Below are 22,779 nucleotides of genomic sequence, written 5' to 3'. Positions count from 1 at the left end.
CAATGAGGAGGAGAATAGACAATGTCGGGACAAAAATTTAAGGTTGCCGGAGCTGCGGCTCTCGTCATCGGTCATTGTGCAGGCATGCTCGATCTGATCGCGCTGCCGATCTGGGTTGGTGCTCTGGTGGAGCGACTTGCCTTCACGCCGCAGATGGCGGGTGCGGTCCTGACCCTTTTTCTGCTCGGTGCCGTTCTGGCAAGCGTCGTTCTGGCGCCCCGTTTCAACCGCATGAACCAGCGCCTGGTGGCCGCGATCGGCTTTTCGGTCACCGCTGTAGCATTCTTCATCGCTGCGGAACGAACACAGTTTGCCGAACTGGCCATTCTGCATCTCGTCGCCGGACTGGCCTTGGGCTCGGCCCTGTCTATGGTGCATGGCACGATGGGGCGGGCTGCAAATCCCCATCGGCTTTTCGCAATGGCGGGCATAGCGATTGGTCTCTTTGCGATCGTGCTTCTCGGTCTTATTCCGCAATTGATGATCGTGTTTGGAATTCCGGCTCTGTTCCAGACATTCGGTGGCGTCATGGCCTTTGCAGCCGTCTCGTCAATTCTCTTTTTTCCCAAGGTCGAAGGCGGCATTGCGGAAGAACGCCCTCCGTTCAGCCGTGCGATATGGCTGACGATCCTTGGCATCGGCTTCATGACCTTCAATCAGGCCATGGTGTTTTCCTTCGTGGAAGTGATTGGCAGGGCGCGCGGTTTCGAAGCCTCTCATGTTCTGGGGGTTCTGATTGCCCTGGGGGTCGTGAACTTTCTGGTTCCATCGCCGCTGGCCGCAATTTTGGAGAAGCGCATCTCCGCAACCGTTGTGACACAGGTCGGCCCGGCGGTTCAGGCCGTCCTCGCCATCATTGTCACGTCGGCGACCGCATTCCAGATCTGGGCACCGGCGGCGGCTGTTTTCGTCGCGGTGCAGATTTTCACCCATACTTTCGTCTTCGGCCTGCTGGCCCGGCTTGATCCCACCGGCCGTGCGGTGGCCGCAACCCCCGCAATGCTCATGGTCGGTGCAGCGCTTGGCCCCATCTTCGGGGGTGCCCTGGGTGAAAACCTCGGCTTCCCGGCGCTCGGACTTATGGCCTGTGTTGTGGCTGCGATTTCCATCTCGTTCTTCACCATCGCCCGCTCGGCTGGCGGCTCCTTGAAGGTTACAACTGCATGACTGCATTTCCCCCCATCACGCGGATCACAACCGGCCATGCCGATGACGGCAGATCCGTCCTTTCCGAAGTTGGCCCTTTGCCAACGGTCGTGGACGTTTCCGCAATCCCCGGAACGGTGTTTCACGAAGTCTGGTCCACCAGTGGCAGCCCGGCCGCCGTTGGCAACGGTGTCGATCCGACGCTGGGTCCGCTGGTGCTGCCGCCTCCCCCAGGCGGCACACGGATCCGGTTTGTCGACATTCCACCGGATACCGAGGAATTTCTGGAAAATGGCGCGCAGCAGATGGGTGATGCCTTCGAGCAAATCGGCGACAAGGGCGCATCCACCGTCAAGCAGAACTCGCCGCATCCCCTGATGCACCGAACGGAGTCGATCGATTACGGCGTGGTGATCGAGGGCGAGATGACACTTGTTCTGGACGACGGTGAGGTGCTCCTGAAACAGGGTTCGGTGGTGATCCAGCGGGGAACCAATCATGCCTGGGCCAATAGGTCCGGGCGGATGTGCCGAATGCTCTTCGTGCTGGTCTCCGGCACCTATGAGCCGGCTATAGCCGACGCGCTCGCCGGCCATTGAAGTCAATCCAGCAGGAATGAGGTCGATATGAAATTCGCCACCTATCATGACGGAACCCGCGACGGACAGCTCTGGGTCGTCTCGCGCGATCTGACCCGGTCAATTCCGGCAACCGGCATTGCCGCCTCGCTCCTTGAGGCAATAGAGAATTGGGATAAGGTCTCCCCGCGGCTTGGCACGCTCTCCGACAGGCTGAATGCCGGCGAAGAGCCCTTCGCGACACGCTTTGAACCGGAGCGGTGCCTGGCGCCCCTGCCGCGCGCGCCGCAATGGCTGGATGCTTCTGCCTTCCTCAACCATGGACGGTTGATGGACAAGGCCTTTGACAATCCGATCAATCCGGATTTCGAGATCATTCCGCTGATCTATCAAGGGGCGAGTGATGATTTTCGCGGGGCGCTCGCCGATGTCGAGTTTCCCGACGACGCGCTTTGCATCGACATGGAAGGCGAATTCGGCGTCGTTCTTTCAGACGTCCCGATGGGCACGTCAGCCGAGACTGCCGAGGCGCATATCCGCCTGCTCGTGCAGATCAATGACTGGTCCTTGCGCGCCATGGGCCCAAGGGAAATGCGCGCCGGCTTCGGCTTCCTGCAGGCCAAGCCATCGACCGCCTTTGCCCCTGTTGCGATCACGCCGGACGAACTGGGTGCCTATTGGGCGAACGGGCGCGTCGGTCTGACGCTGCATGTCGAGATCAACGGCCGTGAGGTCGGCCGCGCCCAAGGCAGCGAGATGCATTTCTCTTTCGGTCAACTGATTGCGCATTGCGCCCGCACACGCCGGCTCTCCGCAGGCAGCGTGGTCGGCTCCGGCACTGTGTCCAACGCGGACCGGGCCGCCGGTTCCTCCTGCATTTCGGAAATCAGGGTCATTGAACTTCTCGATGAGGGCGCATCCCGCACTCCCTTCCTGACCTGGGGTGACCGGGTGCGCATGGAAGCCCGGCTCTCCGATGGTTCGGCGCCCTTCGGCGTCATCGACCAGCAGGTGGTAAAGGTCTGATGCGCGTCCTGGTCACTGGTGCAGGTGGCTTCCTGGGGCGCGGCCTTACCGCCCGGCTCGCCGATACCCTGCCGCAAGCCAAACGCATCGTGCTCACCGATCGCGTGGTCGAGGGGCTGTGCGGGGCGGGAATGGAGACAATGGCCGGGGATCTCAGCGATCCGGCATTCCGGCGGGCCTTGCTCGATCCTGGCTTCGACCTTGTCTTCCATCTCGCGAGCATTCCCGGCGGCCTTGCTGAACGCGAACAGGGTCTCGGTCTCAACGTCAATCTGCTGACCCCGATCGGGCTTGCCGAAGAGGTCGCGGCGCAGCGACCGGGCGCTCGCCTCGTCTTTGCATCCTCGATCGCCGTCTACGGAGATCTGGGACAGGACAGGGTGACAGACGCGACCGTCTGCCAGCCGGAACTCACCTATGGCGCCCACAAACGAATGACCGAAATCCTGCTGTCCGACATGACCCGTCGTGGGGTCCTGTCCGCTATCAGCCTGCGTTTTCCGGGCCTCGTCGCTCGTCCTGCTACAGAAAGCGGCCATGGCTCGGCCTTCATGAGCCAGATTTTCCACAGCATCGCGGCAGGGGATGCCTATACCTGCCCGGTTGCGGCAGAGAGCGCCTGCTGGTGGATGTCGCGGCCTGCGGCCGTGAACATCCTGCTTCACGCAGCCGGTGCAAGCAATGCGGTGCCCACCGTGATCCAGCCTCCCGTGCTGCATGAGAGCGTCGGAAATGTCGCAAATGCCATCGCCCGTGTGACGGGCCAGATGGCGAAGGTTCAGTTTGGCGACGACGCCACCCTGCAACGTATTTTCGGCGCCATGCCGAAGCTGGATGCCAGCACAGCCAATTCTTTCGGCTTTCAGGCGGATCTCGATCTCGACGCGCTTGTGAAAGCCGCTCTTTCAGGAGACTGACCCATGAAGATCATTGACCTCTCCGTCGCCATTGAAAACGACATTCCTGCCGATCCGCCGGGGCTTGGCCCCAAGATCAGCTATACCAGCCATGCGGAAGGCGCCGAAGAGGTTGTGCGGTTCTTTCCCGGGCTCGACATTGCCGATGTTCCCGGCAGCGAAGGCTGGGCGGTCGAGCAACTCAGCCTGACGGCGCATGCCGGCACGCATCTCGATGCGCCCTGGCATTTCGCCTCCACGATGAACAATGGTGAGCGGGCCTGGACGATCGACGAAGTGCCCCTCGACTGGTGCATCCGTCCCGGCGTGAAACTTGATCTGCGCGATCTTCCGGATGGATATATCGCCACCGCAGCCGATCTTGAGGCCGCAGTGAAGGCGACGGGGCACGACTTGCAGCCCTTCGATATCGTGCTGATCAATACGGCCGCCGGTGCTGCCTATGGCCGGCCGGAATTTCTTGGGAAGGGCTGCGGTATAGGGCGCCAAGCAACGCACTGGCTGATGGACAAGGGCGTTCACATCGCCGGAACCGACGCCTGGTCCTGGGACGCGCCGTTTCCGCTCACGGCAAAGCGCTTTGCCGAGACAAAGGATGCAGGCCTCATCTGGGAAGGTCACAAGGCCGCCCGCGAAGGCATCTTTCTACATATGGAGAAGCTGACCAGGCTCGATGAACTGCCGCCTTCCGGCTTCACGGTCTCCTGTCTGCCGATCAAGATCAAGGGTGGATCGGCCGGCTGGTGCCGCGCGGTCGCGATACTCTGATCCGCCACGTCTCCAAGACGAATGGTTCAAGCGCGAGACCAGCGGAATGGAATTGTGTCCGTGTTTCAGTTCGCCAGTGCCATCAGGCGTAACGGGCGTCGTGCGCATGGCATGTATCGCCGGTGTGTGTTTCGGCCTGCAAAACAGGCTTTCGCACAATATTGGTGGTGGTCAACTTTTTCGGTGCAGATGACGTAGGCCTGAAGGAGGTTGATCTGTCCTAGCTGTCGCGTGCGACACGAAGTGCGCCCTGAAACGTCTTGAAGGCTGCGTAGCGCCTGTCATGCACGGCGCGTAACTCGCCGTCGCAGGCTTCATAGGCAGCACCCGCCTGGCTCATTGCGCCCATGGCGTCGTTTAATGTCTCGAAGCTTCGGCTGGCTGTCGCGCCAAGCATAGCAGCGCCCAGGAGTACGGGTTCTGCGGTCAGCGGTGCAACAATGGTCTTGCCGCTGGCATCGGCCAGGATTTGCCTGACGAGCAGGGACTGGCCAGCGCCACCGCTGATGACGACCTGTTCGACATATGCCCCCGCCTGTGATTGTGCATCCAGAATTTGCCGCAGGCCATAGCCGATACCACACAGGCCGGCAACGTACAACGATAGCAGGTGATCGAGATCACCGTCCATACCAAGTCCTGCAACGACGGCCCGCGCGTGAGGATCGGCAAAGGGCGCGCGATTGCCGAGAAATTCCGGAACGACATGCAGGCCTGCAGCAAGTGTTACGGCGTCGGATGCCGCGCGCAACCGTGCCTCTACGCATTTCGACAGGAAAAGGGGAACGCTCTCACCCTTGTTGCGTGCAAGCTCAAGTGCCTCGGGATAGGCCGGATGAAAAGCCAGGAGATGATCGATTGCCGCACCTGCCGCACTTTGCCCGCCCTCGTTCAGCCACATGCCCGGCACCATTGCCGAATAATAGGGTCCCCAGACGCCCGGCACAAAGACAGGTTCGCGTGTGGAGGTGAGCGTGCAGGAGGATGTACCGAATACATAGCCTAGATTGCGCTCAGGCTGGCCACCGATGCCAACCGTTCCGATTCCGCCGGCATGAGCATCGATCATTCCGGCAGAGACGGGTGTGCCAGGGATAAGGCCAAGTTCCAGAGCGGCCTCCGGTGTCAGCCCCTTGCCAACTGCTGTTCCGGGTTCGACGATGGTCTGACCGATGCGCGCAAAATTCTCCTGTGCCAACTCGCCAAGGCCAATCGCTTGAAAATAACCCGGATCCCAGCGCTGTTCGTGGGCCAGATAAGTCCATTTGCAAGTCACGGTGCAGGTTGAGCGGGAAAGGTCTCCTGTGGCGCGCCAGGTGAGAAAATCGGCAAGATCGAAGAACTGCCAGGCGTCCGCGAAGGTCTGCGGACGATGCTCCTTTAGCCAAAGAAGTTTCGGGGTCTGCATTTCCGGCGAGATCCGTCCACCGACATAATGCAGAACGGAATGCCCGAGCGCGTTGATGCGCTCTGCCTGCTCCACTGCCCGATGGTCCATCCACACGATGACATCGCGCAGATTGTCTTCCGAAGGCCCAACGGCAAGTGAACGCCCGCCATTCCCCAGCACGACCAGTGAACACGTGGCATCAAAGCCGATGCCGGCAACGCTTTCCGGCACAATTGCGCAGGCACGGAGGGCACCACGCACGGCCGCGCAGACAGCCTGCCAGATATCGGTGCTGGATTGCTCCACCATCTGATGGGCCTCGCGATAGAGGCGAATATCCTGCTTGCCCGTGGCAAGGCATGTGCCCCTGTCATCGAACACGCCGGCGCGCGCGCTGCCCGTTCCCACGTCAATGCCGATGAAATGCAGGCCGTCCGTCATGTTCTGTCCATTCCTCGAAGAACATCCATTTCCAATAGGTCTATTACAGATCGACGCTGTTGGGCAGGATAACAAGGTCGCGGATGACGACATTGCGCGGTCTGGTCAGCATGAAGAGAACTGCTTCCGCCACTTCCTGTGGCTGCATCAGGCTGCCATTTGCCAAGGCTTCCTCCATCTTTTCCTTCGGCCAGTCATCGAGAAGTGCCGTCACCACCGGACCCGGCAGCACCGCGCCGACCCGGACACCATGGGGCGCCACCTGCCGGCGGGTGCTGTGGACAAACGCCTGCACGGCAAATTTTGAGGCCGTGTAGATCGGCTCCCAGACGACCGGCACAACGCCCGCCACCGAGCTTGTAAAGAGTATGTCGCCGGATTTCTGGTTGATCATATGCGGCAGGACGGCATGAACAGAGCGAAAGGCAGCATTGATGTTGAGGTTCAGCATCTGGTCCCAGGCATCCGGATCGCCCTCGGCGACCGGACCGCCGATATAGGCGCCTGCATTGGCATGGAAGATGTCGAGCCGCCCGGCAAGATCAAGGATGCGCGGTAGAATGGCCGACAGGGCCGCCGGATCAAGCAGATCAACAACCAGTGGCTGGGCCCGAGGGCCGAGTTCGGCACATAATGCTCGTAACCTGTCTTCGGCGCGGTCGATCAAGACCACGGTCGCGCCGGCCGCAAGCAGTGCTTGGGCGCAGGCAAGGCCGATGCCGGATGCTGCGCCGGTGATGGCGGCCACCTTTTGGTTCATGCTTTGGTTCACTGTCTTGCTCCAATCGATCAGAATGGCATGCGGATCTGGATCTTGACGTCTTCCGGCAGGCCTTTGGCTGCCCTGTCGAAGGCGGCGATACTGTCTGCAAAATCGAACGTGTCGGTGATCAGCGGTTTCAGGTCGACTTTGCCGGAGGCAATCAGGTTCACCGCGCGGTCGAAATTATTGGCATAACGGAATACCGTCTCGATGCGCGCTTCCTTGAAGATGGAGGCCGGAATATCGAAGGCGACAGGCTCCACCGGCAGGCCGACCATGACAAGGGTGCCGCCCGGTCGCATCAGGTCGAAAATGCCCTGATAGGCTCTCGGGCTGCCGCTGGCTTCAAAGACGATATCGGCGCCCCAGCCATCGGTTGCCGCCATCACCGTTTCCTGTAGCGAGCTTTGCGTGATGTTGACCGGCGTGATGCCCGGATATTGTGCGGCAATGGTCAGTTTCGGTGCGCTCAAATCCGAAATCAACACGCGGGCACAGCCGCCGGCAAGGGCTGCCAGCGCGGTCATGATGCCAATCGGGCCGCAGCCGATGACCACGCCCACGTCGCCGGGCGTGATGCGGGCGCGGCTGGCTGCCTGCATGCCGACGGCAAAAGGCTCAACCATTGCGCCCTCGGCAAAGGACACCGTGTCGGGAAGCTTGTAGGTAAAGGCGGCCGGATGTACCACCTCCGGCATCAGCACACCATGCACAGGGGGTGTTGCCCAGAAGCGCACATCCGGGTCGACATTGTATATGCCGAGTTTGGAAGCGCGCGACGACATGTTGGGAACGCCCGGCTCCATGCAGACACGGTCGCCAACTTTTAGGTTGCGGACGTCAGCACCAACAGCCGTGACCGTGCCGGCGGCTTCGTGTCCGAGCACCATGGGTTCGCGCACCACGAAGGCGCCAATGGCGCCGTGCGTATAATAATGCACGTCACTGCCACAGACCCCGACCGTGTGGATGGCGATCTTCACATCCTGCGATCCTAGGTTTAGTGGAAGATCGATGTCGCGTAGCGAAAGTTCGCCCTTGCGTTCAAGCACCAGTGCTTTCATCGGTTTGGTATCCTGTTTTGCATCACGCCCTGAGCGCTTGGCCCTGCGCATCGAAAAGATAGATATGGTCCGCCGCAATTCCGACGTCCAAGGCATTGCCGGCAGCAATTGCCGGCCGACCGGGCACGATCAGCGTCACCGGTTCCGATCCACCTGTGGTATAGAACTGCGTCGATCCGCCGAGATTTTCAGAAATATCCAGTGTGAGCCTCAGCCGCGGCTTGTCGGTGTTTAGCGTCAGATGTTCCGGGCGTAGGCCAACCGTGATCCTTTCACCCTTTCGGATCCGGCCGGCCGCTGGCGAGGAGATAACGATGCTGCCACCGATGAAGGCGGGGTGGTTGACCGTGAGGACGCCGACACCGGCATCTGTCACCGTTGCATCGAGAAAATTCATCTTGGGCGAGCCGATAAAACCCGCGACAAACGTATTGGACGGATTGTCATAAAGTTCGGTCGGCGTGCCGATTTGCTCCACCAGCCCGGCGCGCAGCACCACGATCCGATCGGCAAGCGTCATCGCCTCCACCTGATCATGGGTCACATAGACCATTGTGGCTCCCAGATTACGATGCAGCTTGGCGATTTCGACACGCATCTGCGTGCGCAGTTCTGCATCAAGGTTGGAGAGGGGCTCATCGAACAGGAAAATCTTCGGGTTGCGAACGATCGAGCGGCCGATGGCAACACGCTGGCGCTGCCCGCCGGAGAGCGCGCGCGGTTTGCGTTCGAGGAGTGCCTCGATTTGCAGGATGCGCGCAGCTTCCAGAACGCGGGCCTTGATCTCGTCTTCCGGCAACTTTGCCATGCGCAGGCCAAAGGCCATGTTCTCGAACACGCTCATATGGGGATAGAGCGCATAGGACTGGAACACCATGGACACCTCGCGCTTGGCGGGTTCCTCGTAGGTCACGTCCTTGCCATCAATGGAAAGCTTGCCGTCGCTGACGTCTTCCAGCCCCGCGATCATGCGTAAAAGGGTGGACTTGCCGCAGCCGGACGGGCCGACGAAGACGACGAACTCTCCCTTTTGTGCAGAAAAACTCACGCCCTTGATGACACTGACTTCCCCGAATTTCTTCTTGATATCGCGCAGTTGCAGAAAGGTCATTTGGCATCAACTCCAGTGAGAGCAGCGGCCGCCGGAGGACTGCTGCGGCATAGTTTTCATGGATCTGTTTGAAGGATGGCAGCCGCGCAACGCTCGTCGGTGACGAGGCATTTCACGTATCCCGCCTTCAGAATGGCTTTGAGGATTGGCAGCTTGTAGAGCGCACCCGACGCCAGGATGGAATGGGGGACGGACTTCAGGTCCTCTGGCTTCAGCGACAGCACGCGCTCATTGAGCGGGTGATCCACCGGCCGGCCATCGGCATCGAGGAAGACGCCGAGAATGTCGCCGACGGCGCCAGCCTTCAGCAGGCTTGCGAGATTTTCCGAAACGGTCGGCGTATTGACGAGCAGCGATCGCGCGGTCATGTCGCCGCAGGATAGGAGCGCAACGTCGACCGAACGGGCACGGCGCATCGTTTCGCTGATGCCGTAATGCGACAGTAGCATTTCGCGGCTTTCGGCTGTCGGGAAATAGAGTGGCGCCGTCAGATAGTAGCATTCTGCCGAGATGGCGCGCGCATAGCCGGTAGCCACCTCGAACGTGCTGGATCCGGAGCCGCGTGTCAGTCCACCCATGACGGATGTGACCCAGCTATCGGAGAGCGGCCGAGGCGTGAGCCTTCGAAGGCCAGCCTTTAGCGTCTTGCCCCAGCCGACGCCAAGCCCCATGCCGTTCTGCAATAGCCGGTCGAGCAGCGCACCGGCAGCATCGCCGATCACCCGCTGCTGCTCCGCCTCGTCTTCAAGGGCTGGAACGACGCACACCTCGCTCAAGCCAAATTTGCCGGTCAGCTTCTGCTCAAGTTCGATGCAGTTGGCAAGCGGCAGGCGGATATCCACTACGACAGACCCATCTGTGCGCACCTGGCCGAGGATCTTGTTAACCCGCAGACGGGTGAGGCCCAGCTGGTCGGCAATATCCTGCTGGGTCAGCCCGCCAACAAAATAAAGCCAGGCCACGCGCGCGCGCACCTGTTGCGCATCCAGCTCCAGCTGGGAGAGAGGGCCACTGTCGGGGTCAAAGCTGTTCATCTATCTATCCATTTGTGCCGGATGCCTGGCTCATTTCTCGTCACGCTGTGCGAAAACCGCGTTTTAGCAACTGGGAAGAGGCTTCCAGTGCTGCGAGAATAGAGGTGTCATCACGCTCGAAAGGGTAGAAGACTTCAAGGAAAACCGGCACATGCGCAAGCCCGGCACGCCTCAGTTCGTCCGCCGATTGTGCCGGATCGACCAGGCCCTCCTCGGTGAAATCCCAATGACGGTCGAATTGGAAATCGGTCTGCTGGATGTGAACTGCGCCGATGACATCCGACAGACCGGTGAACCACGGCATCATGTTGTCGACCTGCGGACCGTAAAGCGGTTGATGGGTGCCGTGGCCCCAATCGACGCAGAGCTTCCACGGCACTGCACTGCCGGCCACATCGGTCATCATCCGGCGCGCCTGATCAATCGTCCAGGGCCATTCGCGCCGCATGGGTGTGGGCTCGACGAAGAGTTCACTCAATCCTTCGGATCGGGCGCGTTGGGCAAGGCGCAGCATGCGGGACACGAGGTCGTCATAGTCTCGCGCAGGGATCTCCTCTGCCTCGTGGCCATCGATACGCGATGCAATTGCCCCGAGCGGTCCGCCAACGGCGGCAATGCCCGCATTGGCGGCAAAGGCATAGGCGCGCGCCAACCAGGTCTCGGCATAATCGCGGACGGCCGGATCTGGATGCAACATCTGGTTATAGGTATAATGAGCAAGGCCGATGAAGGCGCTGTGGACACCGATGCCATAGTCTTCCGTTTCCCGGCGGATCGCTTCGGCCTGACGGTCGAGGATAGCCGTCGGCCACATCGGATCTGTGAGATCCAGGGAATATTGCACGAAATCCAGCCCCAGGCGCTCGCGCACCAAGGGTGCCCAGAGTTCTGGTGTGATCCAGCGCTTGACGCAGAAGGAGAGGTTGACGCCGAGACTGAGATCCGCCGTCATTTCGTCGCTCCCATGGTGAGGCCGCGTACCATGTGCCGGGACACGATCAGCGCGAAGATGGTGACCGGCAGCACGATGACGGTGCCCGTGGCCATGATCTTCCCCCAGGGCAGTTCATAACCGGACATGTAGGAGGTGGCGACGACAGGTGCCGTCTGCACGTTGCGGCGGGTCAGCACCAGCGCATAGAGAAGTTCGTTCCAGGAGAAGATAAAGGAGAATATCGCTGACACAGCAATGCCCGGCGCTCCGAGCGGCAGATAGATCTTGCGGAAGATGGTGAACTGGTCAGCGCCATCCAGTCGTGCTGCCTGTTCCAGGTCCGGCGGAATGGACTTGAACTGGTCCGTACAGATCCACACGACGATTGGCAGGTTGAAGGTGAGATAGATGAGGATCAGCACGAGGTGCGTATCGAGAAGTCCTGTCTGCAAGGCCAAGAGATAAACCGGCAGCGCCAGGACGATGGGGCTCATCATGCGGTTGGAGATGAACCAGAACCACAGGTCGGATTTGCCGCGAAACTCGTAGCGGGCCAGCGCAAAAGCGGCCGGCGCCCCCAGAAGCACGGCCAGCGCCGTGGTGGCACTGGCAATCAGCAGCGAATTGCCGACGGCGCCAAAGACCTTGGCATCGGCAAACACCGCCCGGTAGTTCTCGAGCGTCGGGGTGAAGAACAAGACCGGCGGCGAGGCCAGGATATCGGCCTGCGTCTTGAAGCTTGCCGCAACCATCCAGTAGAATGGAAAGAGCGAGAAGGCGACGACGGTCGCAAGGCCCAGCGCATGAAGCAGCGTTGACGTGGAAAGACGCATTACTGCACCTCCTTGTAGAGAATGCGGATGTAGAGACGGCTGATCAGGATGGTGAGTACCAGAAGCAGGATCGCCTGCGCCGAGGCGGTGCCGAGATCGAAGATGCGAAAACCGACGCGCTGGATATAGATGGAGACGAGATCGGTTGCCGATCCTGGCCCGCCGCGAGTCATAACGAAGACCATGTCGAACAGCTTCAAAACATCTGCCGAGCGCAGGATGAGAAGCGCCGTCAGTCCCGGTAGCAGATAGGGCAGTTGCACATGCTTCAGCAGCGCCCATTTGGACGATGTTTCGAGCCGCGCCGCTTCCTCGATTTCGCCCGGCACCATGGAGAGGCCGGCCAGGAAGATCAGCGCGCAGAACGGCGTCCACTGCCAGATGTCCATAATGGCAATGGCGGCAAAGGCGCCCGATGGAGAGCCCAGCCAGTCGAAGCCCCCGATTCCAATCATATCGAGAAACTGGTTTGCCACACCGAAATCGCGGTTGAAGATCAGGCGGCCAATTAGGCCGACAACGGCGTAGGTGGTGGCGAGCGGCACGACCAGCGTGACGCGGGCGAGCGCCTTCAGAAAACCCATGCCGGTCTTGTGCAGAAGAAGAGCGATGACGAGGCCAAGCATGATTTGGATCGGCAGCACGGTAATGTAGAAACGCGCTGTCGTGCCAAGGCTTGCCCAGAAGGTGCCATCGGAGAGAACCGAGACATAATTCTCCAGGCCAACGAAGGGAAAGCCTTCGCGCGGGCGGGCGATATTGTAGCGTCGAAACGAGGTGACCAGTGCGAAGATTGTCGGATAGATGCCTATCAGCAGCAAAGTCAGTACCGCAGGCGCCAGGAACCAGAAAGGCGTCCATTGCCTATAGCCTCGGTTCGGGACTCGACTTGGTGGTGCGGTCGTTTCAGGCATGGCTGTCTTCTTTCGTTCCGGCCGCGCGGTTGGCACGGCGTCCGTTACGTCATTCCAGGTTGGTGTGATTGGCCCGCATGATCTCTGCCGACACGCCCAGTTCATCCCGCAACGCAAGGATGACAAGTTCGAAAAGGATGTAGAGCGCCCCCTCATACAGTGAGCCCATGGGCAGGACCGAACTTGCCGCCCCCTGGTCCGTTGCCATAGTCTGCGCGGGAACCGGCAGAATGACGTCGGCAAGACCGGCCGCTGCGCCCTGCGGCTCTGCCGTCACCAAAAGCACCCTTGCCCCCGCCATCCGCGCCACCTTCATGAGCGCCGAGACGGTGGAGAAGGTGCCAGGGCCTGCCGAGACGATCAGGAGATCGCCAGCGTCGAGTGGTGGTGTCGTCATGTCGCCCACCACGCTTGCCTGCAGGCCAAGGTGATAAAGGCGCATCGCAAGCCCCTTTATCTGCAGGCCCTCGCGCCCAACGCCATAGAGCGCGATCCGGCGAGCCTCCGAGATTTCGCGCACCGCCGCATCGAAATCCGGCATGGCAACCTTTGATAGGCAGGCGTTCAGTTCTTCAAGGGCTCTTGCCGAAAGATGCAGCATGGCAGCAATCCGAAGCAGGGTTCATGATCCAGAGAATGCTTGAAAATCCGCCGCAGGTGCAGGCTTTGCCTGCCGGGCGTCCGGCGGCGGATTCACGCAAGATGTCGCTTACTGAAGAAGCTTCTTCTTGCCGTCGTAATAACCATCCTTGGCGAGGATTCCCTCCATGCGGCTGCCGATCTCCTTGGCGCCACCCTCGATGGACACTTCGCCCAGCATCATCTTGGAACCCCATTCCGCAACGACTTCCGAGATGGCCGGCCAGGCGGGGAAGCGCGGACGGAATTCCGGCACGCCAGCCTGCCAGGAAGCGACCATCGGCTCCACAAACTTGTACTTCGCCTTGACCGCCGGATCCTGATAGACCGACATGCGGCCGGAGACGCCGCCGGCATCCACATAGGACTTGGCGATATCTTCCGAGGTGGCCCATTGGATGAAGAGCCAGGTGGCCTTTTTCTGCTCTTCAGTGGCCTGCGAGGCAACAGCAAGCGAGAAGCCGCCGAGTGCTGGCAGGCGTCCGGCCGGACCTGCGGGTTCCGGAGCAACGGCCAAGCAGTCGCCAAGCTTTGAGGTGGCCGGATCGGCGAGCGTGCCATAGAATGCGGACCATTCGGTGATCATCGCCACTTGGCCCTGTGCCAGCGCATTGACGGCTTCCGCATGGTCAAAGCTAACGATGCCTGGCGGCATATACTTCATCATATCCTGGCGGAATTTCAGGCCCGCCTGGCTTTCCTTGCTCATCAGGTTGGACTTGAACTGCTTGTCGAGCAGCGAACCTCCGAAGGGCCACAGGAAGCGCATGAAGCTGTCGGCCGACTGGGTTTCGCCGCGCAGCGACTGAAGCGCATAGGCATACTGGTTTTTCGAGGCGTCCGTCAGCTTCGGTCCATAGACATTTGCCAGTTCGTCCCAGGTTGCCGGGGGCTTGTCGAAGCCGGCTTCCTTCAACTTGCAGGAATTATAAAACAGCAGGCCGGAATAGTTGTCGAAGGGAAGGCCATAGGTCTTGCCGCCCCAGGAGCCGAAGGCATTCAGCAGCAGAGGGAAGAACCCTTCCAGCTTCAGGTTGGGATCGGTGATCGTCTTGTCCTTGGTGAAATCGCTGACCGGCTCGATCCAACCGTTTTCGGCAAATTCGCCGATCCACACGAGATCCACCAGCGCCATCGTCAGGTCACCCTGGGATGTGAAATTCAACACCTGCTTCTCGCGGGTATTTTCGTAAGGGACGATTTCGTAGTTGACCTTGATGCCGGTCTTTTTCTCAAACTCCGGCAGCAGCTTGATGATCGCACGGTAGCCCGGACGATCAAGGAAGATGCCGCTGATTTCGGTGCCCTTGAGGGGCTTTGCTGCATCGTCCAGCCAATCGGCGAAGGCTGCAGCCGGCAGGCTTGCCGCCGCCAGTGTCAGCGCCAGCACGCTGGTATACATTTTCAAGAACCGCTTCATATCCACTCCTCCTTGAATGCCGCGTGCCCTTTGGGTCACGCGAATGAAACTGATTGATCTGATTGTCCCGTACACCTCAGGAATCACAGGCAAGCTTCCAACATGACCAGGCGCCGGCCGTGCCAGTCGTTGTCCGGCCATAGCTCCGCCTCTGGCGGAAAATGCCATTCCTATCGTTTTATCAATTGCTTAGGAGACCACCCTCTCCTCCTCACATGATCAATCGATACATATGTAATTTTAATTTTGCAATAGCATTTTTGCGCGAACTGTGATGTGCTCCACCAACCGATAACCGGCAATCCGGGTAGGAGATGACATGTCCGAACTCGACGTCTCGGCCCGTCTGGGGCTGGCAAAGAAGATCGCGCACTCCGCTGGCGCCAAGGCGCGTGCCTTTCTGGCCCGGCCACAGGATCTCATGTCGCAGCAGAAGGTCTCAACGCAGGACTTGGTCAGTGCGGCGGACACTGTAGTCGAGGCTCATATACGTCGGATGATCCGCCGTTCGTTTCCTGACGATGGCCTTGTCGGTGAGGAAGCCGGCTCCAGTCATGGCGGCTCAGGGTTCGACTGGGTCATCGACCCGATCGACGGCACCATGGCGTTCCTCGTTGGTCAGCCGAACTGGACCGTTTCCATCGCAGTGATGCACGAGGACCGTCCCATTGCGGGCATTGTCTATGCACCGATGCTGCGCGAACTTTATACAGCTGAGGAGGGCAAAGGAGCCTATCTCAATGATCGGCGCCTGACGATCAGGCAGGACTGGACCATTCGCTCCACCACCATCGGCTATGGCGCCACTGAGCGTGCTGACCCCGATGAGGCCGGGCGTTTCGTGGCGCGGCTTTACCGGGAGGGCGGCGTGTTGTTTCGCGTCGGGTCGGGTGCGCTGATGCTCGCCTATGTCGCCGCCAATCGTCTTGCTGGCTACTATGATCCGACGCTGTTTGCCTGGGATTGTCTGGCCGGCGTTATCCTCGTCCGCGAGGCGGGCGGCAAGGCACATTTTTCCGGCAACCTTCAGCAACCAGGCCCGATTTGGGCAGGCAATGACCATGTGTTTGCTGAACTGAAGAGGTTGGGCGCCAATTGATCGAAGTTAGCTAGTGGAACGAATTTTACATTTGATACCCGCTTGCCGGACGCTCATCGATCAGGATCACAATATCGATGCAGGCGATGACGTCGTGTTTGGCGCTATTGGTTGCTCGCAGCGATCAGCAAGCGGATTCGTTTAGGTGCGCGGAGCGGGTGATCCATTTGTCTTTTGGTCTGTCAAAAATGATACTCCCCGTGCGTCCAGAAAGACTGCTCTCAAATGGCGCACAAAGTCTGCCTGATCATGACCAAGCCGTTCAGCCAATTGGCGTTCGACATCCAGTCCAACCGACTGTACGTCTTTGAACTTTGCTGCACCCTTGTCCGACAGGAAAATCAGCACGCGGCGACGGTCGTGCGGATCGGGGCCGCGATAGACATCGGCGGATGCAACCATCTTGTCGATAATCTTCGTCAGCGTTGGGGAATCGACAAAGACGCGTGCGGCAAGATCGCCCATGGCGATACCGTTCTCGATCTTCACGGATTGAAGCACACGATATTGCTCGATCGAAATGCCATGTGCCCGGAGGCCAGCATCGAGGGTCTGCTCAATCTGGCGGTTCAAGCCGCAGATCAAATTCGACAGTTGCATTGAGCGCCTCCAGGTTGCTTCAGATTTCAATATTTTCCTCTACATATAATTCCCGCTGGTTTCAGGCAAGTCTCCGCAGGCTGCTTTGTGCTTAGAGATTATGCGAAATGGGGCGCTTCGATGCTGAAAATTTAGCCGGGCTGCGATGGTCGCACCGTCTAGAAGGCATTCGCAGCAGGTTGCTGCTGCAGCAAAGTTGGATTCGGTGAGATGGCACAATTCATGCGTCCTTAAAGGGAGTGCGACAGAATCCGCCATGCAGGGGAGTTCTGAAGGTGAAGACTGTCCGGATAGGTTTGCTGATTGCGCAACAGGGTTCGGCTGGCCTATGGGGGCCTTCAGCGGAAGCTTGTGGGCGGCTGGCTGTCGATGAAATCAACCAACAGAGCGGCATTCTCAAGCGACATGTTGAACTGCATGTCATCGATGCGGGGCCCACGGCGCAATCAGCTGGACAGGCGGCCATCCAGGCGATCGAAGAACTGAAAGTCGCAGGCGTTGTTTCGATGATACCCAGCGACGCGCGTGACTGCGTGGCGCGCGTTACCGGCGATCGAGTTCCTCTCGTTTATACGCCGCAATTTGAGGGATCTGCTGGGAATGTCATGACAACGGGCGAGACAACCGACGAATTGATGGCTCCTGCGCTGTGCTGGCTGATGGAGCGCCGGAGTGCCCGCCGCTTCTTTCTCTGCGGCAGTGACTATATATGGCCGCGTCGCAGCCTGAAGATCGCCCGGATGCTGATCGAACGAACCGGCGGTGTGGTCACGGGCGAACACTATGTGCCGGTCGGCGTTGCGGATTATGACGAGATCCTCGACGGCATTCGAAGCACGCGTTCGGATGTGGTCATTCCCTATTTCCTTGGCTCGGACAATATTTCCTTCAACCGTGCCTTCTGCGAGGTCGGCTTGTCGCCTCGTGTCTTGCGCTTCAGTTCGGGGATAGACGAAACCGTGGTTTACGGGTTGCGCGATGACGAGACCGAGAATGTCTACGTCTCCTCGGCCTATTTTGCGGCAATCCGTTCGCGCAACAACGGTGCTTTTCTCGAGCGCTACCACACTGCCTATGGCGAGAACCCGCCACCTGCCAATGCTTTCGGGCAATCCTGCTACGAAGGGATTTACTCCCTGGCTGCCATGGTCGAGGAGGCAGGAAGCTTTGATGCGGGCCGTCTGAGGTGTCTGTGGGGCCGGGTGCCCATGCGCAAGACGGCGCGCGGCCATGAAGTGACGCCGGCCGTTGGCAGTCGCCATCCCGTTCACTTGGCGCGCCTGGACGGCTATGAGTTTTCGATCATGGGCAATCTTTAAGAAAGATGCTTGCTTTTTCAAATATTGCATTATTAAGTATCCCTATGGTGATCATAACCAAGGGGAAACAAAACCATGATCCTGTCGCGCCGTCGCTTCCTGCATCGCTCTGCCGTCGCTTCTGCTGCGCTGATCGGCGCGCCCGCCATCCTGCGTCACAGCGCATCGGCTGCCGATAATCCGATTCTTCTTGGCGCGCTGCACGACCAGTCCGGCCCGCTTGCGGCATCCGGAACGCCGATGGTCTATGCGCTCAATCTGGCGGTGGAAGAGATCAATGCGGCGGGTGGCCTGATCGGTCGTCCGGTGAAGGCTATTCACTATGACACGCAGTCGAACATCCAGATGTATTCGCAATATGCACAACAACTCGCGCTCAAGGACAAGGTGGCCGTCGTTCATGGCGGCATCACGTCCGCCTCGCGTGAGGCCGTGCGGCCAACCTTTGATCGGTTCAAGGTGCCCTATTTCTACAATGTGCTTTATGAGGGTGGCGTCTGTGACCGCAACACGTTCTGCACCGGCACGACACCCGCCCAGACGGTAGAAAAACTTGTTCCCAGCGCCATGAATAAGGCCGGCAAGAAAGCCTATATCATTGCGGCCGATTACAATTACGGCCAGATCACCGCCAAGTGGATGACGAAATACGTCAAGGATAATGGCGGCGAGGTTCTTTCAATCGACTTCTTTCCCCTGGATGTCACCAATTTTGGACCAACGATTTCAAAGATACAGGCTGCCAAGCCGGATCTTATTCTTTCGGCACTGGTTGGCGGCAATCATACCGCCTTCTATCGGCAGTGGGCATCGGCGGGCATGAAGAGCCAGATCCCGATCGCCTCCACCACATTCGGTCTGGTCAATGAGCCTTCGACGCTGGACGCCACTGAGAGCGAAAACATTCTCGGTGCCTATGGATATTTCGAGGAATTGGATACGCAGGCCAGCAAGACCTTTGTCGAGAAGATCAAGAAGGCGCAACCGGATACGCCTTATATCAGCGAACTGGCTGCGGCCACCTATGAGGGCGTCCATCTTTGGGCCCTCGGCGTGCAGAAAGCCGGCTCGATAGACCGCATGAAGCTGATCGAGGCGCTGGAAAGCGGCATTTCCTTCGATGGTCCGAGCGGCAAGGTGCTCATCGACAAGGCAACTCACCACGCGACCCGCAACGCCTTCCTGGCGGAGGTCAAGGGCAGGAAGTGGTCGGTGCTGGAAAGCTACCAGGATGTGCAGCCGCTCGACACGGCCAGCGTCTGCGATCTGGTGAAGAATCCCAACGACACCAAGCAATACGTCATCAATCTTTAACCGCGATCCGCCGGGCGGCGTGATGTGCGCTGCCCTCCCATCCCTGCTTCAGGAGGCGAAGGGTCGACATGGATATCTACCTCATTCTTCTGCTCGACGTGATCAACGGCATGGCATCGTTATTCCTGCTCAGCCTTGGTCTCGCAATCATTTTCGGCATGATGAAGATCATCAATCTCGCCCATGGCGAGTTCATCATGCTGGGCGCTTACGCAACAGTCATTTCCACCAATGCCGGGGTCAATATCTGGATCGCCATGCTGCTGATCGCACCGCTCTTTGTCGGGCTGGTGGGATTGCTGATCGAACGCTGCCTGATCCGCTTTCTCTACGGACGGCTGGTAGATTCCATGCTTGCCACCTGGGGGCTGAGCCTGCTCATCATCGGCATTGTGACGACGATTTTCGGCAATACCATTCAAGGCGTTCCGACGCCGCTCGGCGGCTTTTCCATAGGCAACTACCGGTCGAGCTATTACACGCTGTTCCTGCTGGCCATGGCACTGGTGATGATAGCCATCGTCTACGGCGTGATGCGGCATACGAGGCTTGGCCTCATTGCTCGCGCCACCATGCAGAACCCGGCCATGGCCAATACGCTCGGCATCAATCCGGCCCGCGTCTACATGGGCACGTTTGCAGCCGGTGCTGCGGTCACGGGGCTTGCTGGCGGTTTGCTTGCACCGGTTTCGGGCATCACGCCGGTCATGGGCGGCGCCTATGTCGCCAAGGCCTTCATCACAGTGGTTGGCGGCGGTGCGGCCATGCTATCGGGCACGCTGTCTGCGTCCACGCTATTCGGCTCGCTGAACCAGATCGGCGCCTATTTCACCACCCCTGTCTATGGCGAGGTGATCGTTTTTACCGCCGCCATTATTCTCATTCGCCTTCTGCCTCAAGGCATATCAGGCCGGTTCTTGAAGGGGAATCTGTAATGTATCACCGTCTCAGCCTTATCGCGCAGGCGCTTGCGGTCGGCCTTGCGGCAATCGGCATCGCGCTTGCGCCGGGCTACCTGGAAATCTTCACATTGATGCAGGTAACGCTCTTTGCCGCCATGGCGGTCCTGTCGCTCAGCCTTGCTTTCATCTGGGGCTATGGCGGAATTCTCTCCTTCGGCCAGACAGCCTTCTTCGGCCTTGGCGGCTACACCTATGCGATTGCGGCGATCAACTTTCAGGATTCCACCTATGGCATCCTGCTTGCCATTTTCATCCCTGGGCTGTTTGCGGCCATTCTTGGCTACTTCGTCTTCTATGGCCGCATTTCAGATGTCTATCTCGGCGTCATCACGCTGACAGTCACGCTGATCCTGTTCAATGTGATCAACTCCACGTCCGGCGACGAATACCACATCGGCACGGCCATGCTCGGTGGCTTCAACGGCATTCCGGCGGTGCCCACCTTCAACATGCCCTTCGATCCGGCAAGCCCTTTGTCGCCGGAAGCATCGTGGTGGACGACCGGCAGTATGCTTCTGATCGTTTATCTCGGCCTTCGCCTGTTGCTGGCCAGTCCTTTCGGACGGGTGGTTGTGGCAGTTCGTGAGAATGAAGTCCGCGCCTCGCTTCTGGGTTACGATCCGCGCATGATCCGGCTGATCACCTTCATCATCGGCGGTGCGGTGGCTGGTCTTGCAGGTGCCCTCTACGTCAATTGGGGCGCCTTTGTCGGGCCGACCATCTTCAGCCTGTCGCTATCGGCGGAAATCATCATCTGGATCACTATCGGCGGGCTTGGCACCCTGCTCGGCCCGGTGCTCGGTTGCTTCCTGATCCAGTATATTGTCGCCAGCATCGGCTCGCAGCAAACCTTCAATTCCAACCTGGTGCTTGGGGCCGTTCTAATTATTTTCGTCCTACTCCTGCCCAAGGGCCTTGTTCCAACCATTCGCGACCTTGCCCTATGGCTTCTGGCCGCAAAGCCGGGAACCGGGAGAAGCGTCAAAGCCGAACTGAATGCGGCCTCCGGCAATCCACATCCGGTAGGAGCACCGTGACATGGCTGAATTGACACCTCTTTTGAAGACGGAACACCTGACGATGCGGTTCGGCGGCGTCGTTGCCAATGACGATATCAGTTTCACGCTACAGGAAATGGAGTTGCGCTGCCTGATCGGTCCGAATGGCGCGGGAAAGAGTACCTTCTTCAAATCACTGACCGGCCAGCAGACTCCGACCTCGGGCACCATCGCGTTTCGCGGGCAACCGATTGCGGGCAAGCTTCCGCATGAAATCGCCCGCATGGGCATTGGCATCAAGACGCAGGTGCCCAACGTTTTCAACGGTCTCTCTGTGCGCGAAAACATCTGGCTTGCCGCCCGCCGCAAGGCCACGCCCAACGGCCTGCCAAAGCTTGTGGCAAGCGTTCTGGACCTCATCCGGCTGACGTCGGAAAGTGAGCGGATTGTCGCCACGCTTTCGCATGGCCAGCGGCAATGGGTGGAAATCGGCATGGTGCTGGCAGCCGAGCCGGACCTCATTCTGCTCGACGAACCGGCGGCGGGCATGACCGACGAGGAAACGCTGCGCACCGCCGATATTATCCGTGATATCAACCAGTCGCGCGCCATTGTCGTGGTGGAACACGACATGGCCTTCATCCGGCTGATCGCCAAGACGGTGACGGTGTTTCACCAGGGACGCGTTCTGATCGAGGACACGGTCGACAAGGTTCTGGCGGACCAGCGTGTGCGGGATGTCTATCTCGGAAAGAAGGTGGCTGCATGACGACGCTGCTGGACGTGAAGGGGCTACGCTCCGGCTATGGGCGGATTCCGATCCTCGCCGGCATCGACATGACGATGGCGCAAGGTGAGTATCTGGGCATTCTCGGCCATAATGGCATGGGCAAGACGACGCTGATGCGCACCCTGATGGGGCATCTTCCAGCGACTGCCGGTTCGGTGGAGTTTCAAGGAAAGTCCATTACCCAGATGAAGACGTTTGAACGCTCGCGCCTCGGCCTCGGGCTGGTTCCGCAGGGGCGCGAGATCTTTCCGGATCTCAGTGTCATGGACAATCTGCGCATGGGTCTTGCTTCAGCGCCTAAGGAAGACAAGGCGATGATCGACATGGTCTTGCAGGATTTCCCGCGGCTGGTCCGTCTGCTTGACCGGCGCGGCGGCGCGCTCTCCGGCGGGGAACAGCAGCTTCTGGCGCTGGCGCGCTGCCTTTGCACCCGGCCCCGCCTGATCCTTCTCGACGAACCGACGGAAGGCATCCAGCCCTCGATCATCGAGGAAATGATCGAAACGCTACTGGCGCTGAGGCAGCGCTGGCAGCTTTCGCTGGTCGTCGTCGAGCAGAATCTCGAATTCATCACCTCTCTGTGTGACCGCATCCTGCACATCCAGAAAGGCCGCATGACCGGCGAACTGGACAGGCAAGCCCTTCTGGCCGGAGAGGTCGGCATGGGCGCCATGGCCTGAGCCTGCGGGAGACCCGTTCTCCCGCTCCACCCCATCACT

At 59.6% G+C, this 22,779-nt stretch carries 23 protein-coding genes; 12 read left to right on the top strand and 11 right to left on the bottom strand.

All coding sequences use genetic code 11. The annotated features are described in order from the left end of the window. Nucleotides 1-21 precede the first annotated feature (21 nt). Genes E8M77_RS21705 through E8M77_RS21685 form a run of 5 tightly spaced genes read left to right on the top strand, consistent with a single transcriptional unit; the run spans nt 22 to nt 4,435 of the window. Complete coding sequence (locus tag E8M77_RS21705; RefSeq protein WP_137132704.1) at nt 22-1,167, top strand: MFS transporter; 1,146 nt, start codon at nt 22-24, stop codon at nt 1,165-1,167. Further along, entirely contained in the window at nt 1,164-1,745 is a 582-nt protein-coding gene (locus E8M77_RS21700) for a cupin domain-containing protein (RefSeq protein WP_137132703.1), read from the top strand. The genes E8M77_RS21705 and E8M77_RS21700 overlap by 4 nt, the downstream gene beginning before the upstream one ends. 27 nt (nt 1,746-1,772) lie before the next feature. Continuing rightward, nucleotides 1,773-2,750: a fumarylacetoacetate hydrolase family protein gene (locus tag E8M77_RS21695; protein ID WP_137132702.1), complete on the top strand. Its 978-nt coding sequence runs from the start codon at nt 1,773-1,775 to the stop codon at nt 2,748-2,750. Further along, nucleotides 2,750-3,667 (top strand): NAD-dependent epimerase/dehydratase family protein, encoded by a 918-nt coding sequence (locus tag E8M77_RS21690; protein WP_137132701.1) that lies wholly within the window; start codon nt 2,750-2,752, stop codon nt 3,665-3,667. The genes E8M77_RS21695 and E8M77_RS21690 overlap by 1 nt, the downstream gene beginning before the upstream one ends. A gap of 3 nt (nt 3,668-3,670) precedes the next feature. Continuing rightward, the gene (locus tag E8M77_RS21685; RefSeq protein ID WP_137132700.1) at nt 3,671-4,435 is read left to right on the top strand and encodes a cyclase family protein; all 765 of its coding nucleotides are present in this window, start codon (nt 3,671-3,673) and stop codon (nt 4,433-4,435) included. A gap of 220 nt (nt 4,436-4,655) precedes the next feature. On the opposite strand, the gene E8M77_RS21680 is transcribed toward E8M77_RS21685, so the two are convergent. The 10 genes from E8M77_RS21680 to E8M77_RS21635 form a co-directional block, all read right to left on the bottom strand. Next, on the bottom strand, nt 4,656-6,266 hold the full coding sequence (locus E8M77_RS21680; protein ID WP_137132699.1) for an FGGY-family carbohydrate kinase: 1,611 nt from the start codon (nt 6,264-6,266) through the stop codon (nt 4,656-4,658). Between the two features lie 43 nt (nt 6,267-6,309). After that, nucleotides 6,310-7,026 (bottom strand): SDR family oxidoreductase, encoded by a 717-nt coding sequence (locus E8M77_RS21675; protein WP_137132698.1) that lies wholly within the window; start codon nt 7,024-7,026, stop codon nt 6,310-6,312. A 29-nt stretch (nt 7,027-7,055) separates the two neighbouring features. Continuing rightward, nucleotides 7,056-8,093 carry an NAD(P)-dependent alcohol dehydrogenase gene (locus E8M77_RS21670; protein ID WP_137132697.1) on the bottom strand — a complete coding sequence of 346 codons (1,038 nt, stop codon included), beginning with the start codon at nt 8,091-8,093 and terminating at the stop codon, nt 7,056-7,058. Between the two features lie 22 nt (nt 8,094-8,115). Further along, entirely contained in the window at nt 8,116-9,204 is a 1,089-nt protein-coding gene (gene ugpC, locus E8M77_RS21665) for a sn-glycerol-3-phosphate ABC transporter ATP-binding protein UgpC (protein WP_137132696.1), read from the bottom strand. A 56-nt stretch (nt 9,205-9,260) separates the two neighbouring features. After that, nucleotides 9,261-10,238: a sugar-binding transcriptional regulator gene (locus E8M77_RS21660; RefSeq protein ID WP_137132695.1), complete on the bottom strand. Its 978-nt coding sequence runs from the start codon at nt 10,236-10,238 to the stop codon at nt 9,261-9,263. 40 nt (nt 10,239-10,278) lie between these two features. After that, nucleotides 10,279-11,190: a TIM barrel protein gene (locus E8M77_RS21655; protein WP_137132694.1), complete on the bottom strand. Its 912-nt coding sequence runs from the start codon at nt 11,188-11,190 to the stop codon at nt 10,279-10,281. Beyond that, a complete protein-coding gene (locus E8M77_RS21650) occupies nt 11,187-12,005 on the bottom strand; it encodes a carbohydrate ABC transporter permease (protein ID WP_137132693.1) in 819 nt (272 codons plus the stop codon). The genes E8M77_RS21655 and E8M77_RS21650 overlap by 4 nt, the downstream gene beginning before the upstream one ends. Further along, nucleotides 12,005-12,919, bottom strand: a complete 915-nt coding sequence (locus E8M77_RS21645; protein WP_137132692.1) for a sugar ABC transporter permease — start codon at nt 12,917-12,919, stop codon at nt 12,005-12,007. The genes E8M77_RS21650 and E8M77_RS21645 overlap by 1 nt, the downstream gene beginning before the upstream one ends. A 49-nt stretch (nt 12,920-12,968) precedes the next feature. Then, nucleotides 12,969-13,520, bottom strand: a complete 552-nt coding sequence (locus tag E8M77_RS21640) for an SIS domain-containing protein (RefSeq protein WP_137132691.1) — start codon at nt 13,518-13,520, stop codon at nt 12,969-12,971. Nucleotides 13,521-13,628: 108 nt separating this feature from the next. Next, nucleotides 13,629-14,978: a sugar ABC transporter substrate-binding protein gene (locus tag E8M77_RS21635; RefSeq protein WP_137132690.1), complete on the bottom strand. Its 1,350-nt coding sequence runs from the start codon at nt 14,976-14,978 to the stop codon at nt 13,629-13,631. Nucleotides 14,979-15,297: 319 nt separating this feature from the next. Here E8M77_RS21635 and E8M77_RS21630 point away from each other — a divergent pair, with 319 nt between their 5' ends. Next, complete coding sequence (locus E8M77_RS21630; RefSeq protein WP_137132689.1) at nt 15,298-16,077, top strand: inositol monophosphatase; 780 nt, start codon at nt 15,298-15,300, stop codon at nt 16,075-16,077. A gap of 141 nt (nt 16,078-16,218) precedes the next feature. On the opposite strand, the gene E8M77_RS21625 is transcribed toward E8M77_RS21630, so the two are convergent. After that, nucleotides 16,219-16,677 carry a MarR family transcriptional regulator gene (locus E8M77_RS21625; protein WP_137132688.1) on the bottom strand — a complete coding sequence of 153 codons (459 nt, stop codon included), beginning with the start codon at nt 16,675-16,677 and terminating at the stop codon, nt 16,219-16,221. 275 nt (nt 16,678-16,952) lie between these two features. On the opposite strand from E8M77_RS21625, the gene E8M77_RS21620 reads away from it, so the two are divergent. The 6 genes from E8M77_RS21620 (at nt 16,953) to E8M77_RS21595 (ending at nt 22,740) form a co-directional block, all read left to right on the top strand. Further along, nucleotides 16,953-17,996 carry a substrate-binding domain-containing protein gene (locus E8M77_RS21620; RefSeq protein ID WP_137132687.1) on the top strand — a complete coding sequence of 348 codons (1,044 nt, stop codon included), beginning with the start codon at nt 16,953-16,955 and terminating at the stop codon, nt 17,994-17,996. A gap of 75 nt (nt 17,997-18,071) precedes the next feature. After that, nucleotides 18,072-19,310: an ABC transporter substrate-binding protein gene (locus tag E8M77_RS21615; RefSeq protein WP_137132686.1), complete on the top strand. Its 1,239-nt coding sequence runs from the start codon at nt 18,072-18,074 to the stop codon at nt 19,308-19,310. 68 nt (nt 19,311-19,378) lie between these two features. Beyond that, nucleotides 19,379-20,245, top strand: coding sequence for a branched-chain amino acid ABC transporter permease (locus E8M77_RS21610; RefSeq protein WP_137132685.1), 867 nt, complete (start codon nt 19,379-19,381; stop codon nt 20,243-20,245). Then, nucleotides 20,245-21,309 (top strand): branched-chain amino acid ABC transporter permease, encoded by a 1,065-nt coding sequence (locus E8M77_RS21605; protein ID WP_137132684.1) that lies wholly within the window; start codon nt 20,245-20,247, stop codon nt 21,307-21,309. Before E8M77_RS21610 ends, E8M77_RS21605 begins: the two co-directional genes overlap by 1 nt. Before the next feature lies 1 nt (nt 21,310). Continuing rightward, nucleotides 21,311-22,039 carry an ATP-binding cassette domain-containing protein gene (locus E8M77_RS21600; protein WP_137132683.1) on the top strand — a complete coding sequence of 243 codons (729 nt, stop codon included), beginning with the start codon at nt 21,311-21,313 and terminating at the stop codon, nt 22,037-22,039. After that, on the top strand, nt 22,036-22,740 hold the full coding sequence (locus E8M77_RS21595; RefSeq protein ID WP_137132682.1) for an ABC transporter ATP-binding protein: 705 nt from the start codon (nt 22,036-22,038) through the stop codon (nt 22,738-22,740). The genes E8M77_RS21600 and E8M77_RS21595 overlap by 4 nt, the downstream gene beginning before the upstream one ends. The last annotated feature ends 39 nt before the right edge of the window (nt 22,741-22,779 follow it).

The organism is Rhizobium sp. FY34 (genome assembly GCF_005222845.1).
GTDB lineage: Bacteria > Pseudomonadota > Alphaproteobacteria > Rhizobiales > Rhizobiaceae > Neorhizobium.
This window is presented reverse-complemented; position numbering and strand designations above follow the sequence as displayed.

What these genes read in the sequence shown, in the direction of transcription:
- E8M77_RS21615 (WP_137132686.1), top strand. Translation starts at nt 18,072, where the DNA reads ATGATCCTGTCGCGCCGTCGCTTCCTGCATCGCTCTGCCGTCGCTTCT.
- E8M77_RS21605 (WP_137132684.1), top strand. Translation starts at nt 20,245, where the DNA reads ATGTATCACCGTCTCAGCCTTATCGCGCAGGCGCTTGCGGTCGGCCTT.
- E8M77_RS21625 (WP_137132688.1), bottom strand. Translation starts at nt 16,677, where the DNA reads ATGCAACTGTCGAATTTGATCTGCGGCTTGAACCGCCAGATTGAGCAG.
- E8M77_RS21630 (WP_137132689.1), top strand. Translation starts at nt 15,298, where the DNA reads ATGTCCGAACTCGACGTCTCGGCCCGTCTGGGGCTGGCAAAGAAGATC.
- E8M77_RS21640 (WP_137132691.1), bottom strand. Translation starts at nt 13,520, where the DNA reads ATGCTGCATCTTTCGGCAAGAGCCCTTGAAGAACTGAACGCCTGCCTA.
- E8M77_RS21645 (WP_137132692.1), bottom strand. Translation starts at nt 12,919, where the DNA reads ATGCCTGAAACGACCGCACCACCAAGTCGAGTCCCGAACCGAGGCTAT.
- E8M77_RS21660 (WP_137132695.1), bottom strand. Translation starts at nt 10,238, where the DNA reads ATGAACAGCTTTGACCCCGACAGTGGCCCTCTCTCCCAGCTGGAGCTG.
- E8M77_RS21670 (WP_137132697.1), bottom strand. Translation starts at nt 8,093, where the DNA reads ATGAAAGCACTGGTGCTTGAACGCAAGGGCGAACTTTCGCTACGCGAC.
- E8M77_RS21655 (WP_137132694.1), bottom strand. Translation starts at nt 11,190, where the DNA reads ATGACGGCGGATCTCAGTCTCGGCGTCAACCTCTCCTTCTGCGTCAAG.
- E8M77_RS21690 (WP_137132701.1), top strand. Translation starts at nt 2,750, where the DNA reads ATGCGCGTCCTGGTCACTGGTGCAGGTGGCTTCCTGGGGCGCGGCCTT.
- E8M77_RS21680 (WP_137132699.1), bottom strand. Translation starts at nt 6,266, where the DNA reads ATGACGGACGGCCTGCATTTCATCGGCATTGACGTGGGAACGGGCAGC.
- E8M77_RS21675 (WP_137132698.1), bottom strand. Translation starts at nt 7,026, where the DNA reads ATGAACCAAAAGGTGGCCGCCATCACCGGCGCAGCATCCGGCATCGGC.
- E8M77_RS21600 (WP_137132683.1), top strand. Translation starts at nt 21,311, where the DNA reads ATGGCTGAATTGACACCTCTTTTGAAGACGGAACACCTGACGATGCGG.
- E8M77_RS21595 (WP_137132682.1), top strand. Translation starts at nt 22,036, where the DNA reads ATGACGACGCTGCTGGACGTGAAGGGGCTACGCTCCGGCTATGGGCGG.
- E8M77_RS21705 (WP_137132704.1), top strand. Translation starts at nt 22, where the DNA reads ATGTCGGGACAAAAATTTAAGGTTGCCGGAGCTGCGGCTCTCGTCATC.
- E8M77_RS21610 (WP_137132685.1), top strand. Translation starts at nt 19,379, where the DNA reads ATGGATATCTACCTCATTCTTCTGCTCGACGTGATCAACGGCATGGCA.
- ugpC (WP_137132696.1), bottom strand. Translation starts at nt 9,204, where the DNA reads ATGACCTTTCTGCAACTGCGCGATATCAAGAAGAAATTCGGGGAAGTC.
- E8M77_RS21700 (WP_137132703.1), top strand. Translation starts at nt 1,164, where the DNA reads ATGACTGCATTTCCCCCCATCACGCGGATCACAACCGGCCATGCCGAT.
- E8M77_RS21695 (WP_137132702.1), top strand. Translation starts at nt 1,773, where the DNA reads ATGAAATTCGCCACCTATCATGACGGAACCCGCGACGGACAGCTCTGG.
- E8M77_RS21685 (WP_137132700.1), top strand. Translation starts at nt 3,671, where the DNA reads ATGAAGATCATTGACCTCTCCGTCGCCATTGAAAACGACATTCCTGCC.
- E8M77_RS21635 (WP_137132690.1), bottom strand. Translation starts at nt 14,978, where the DNA reads ATGAAGCGGTTCTTGAAAATGTATACCAGCGTGCTGGCGCTGACACTG.
- E8M77_RS21650 (WP_137132693.1), bottom strand. Translation starts at nt 12,005, where the DNA reads ATGCGTCTTTCCACGTCAACGCTGCTTCATGCGCTGGGCCTTGCGACC.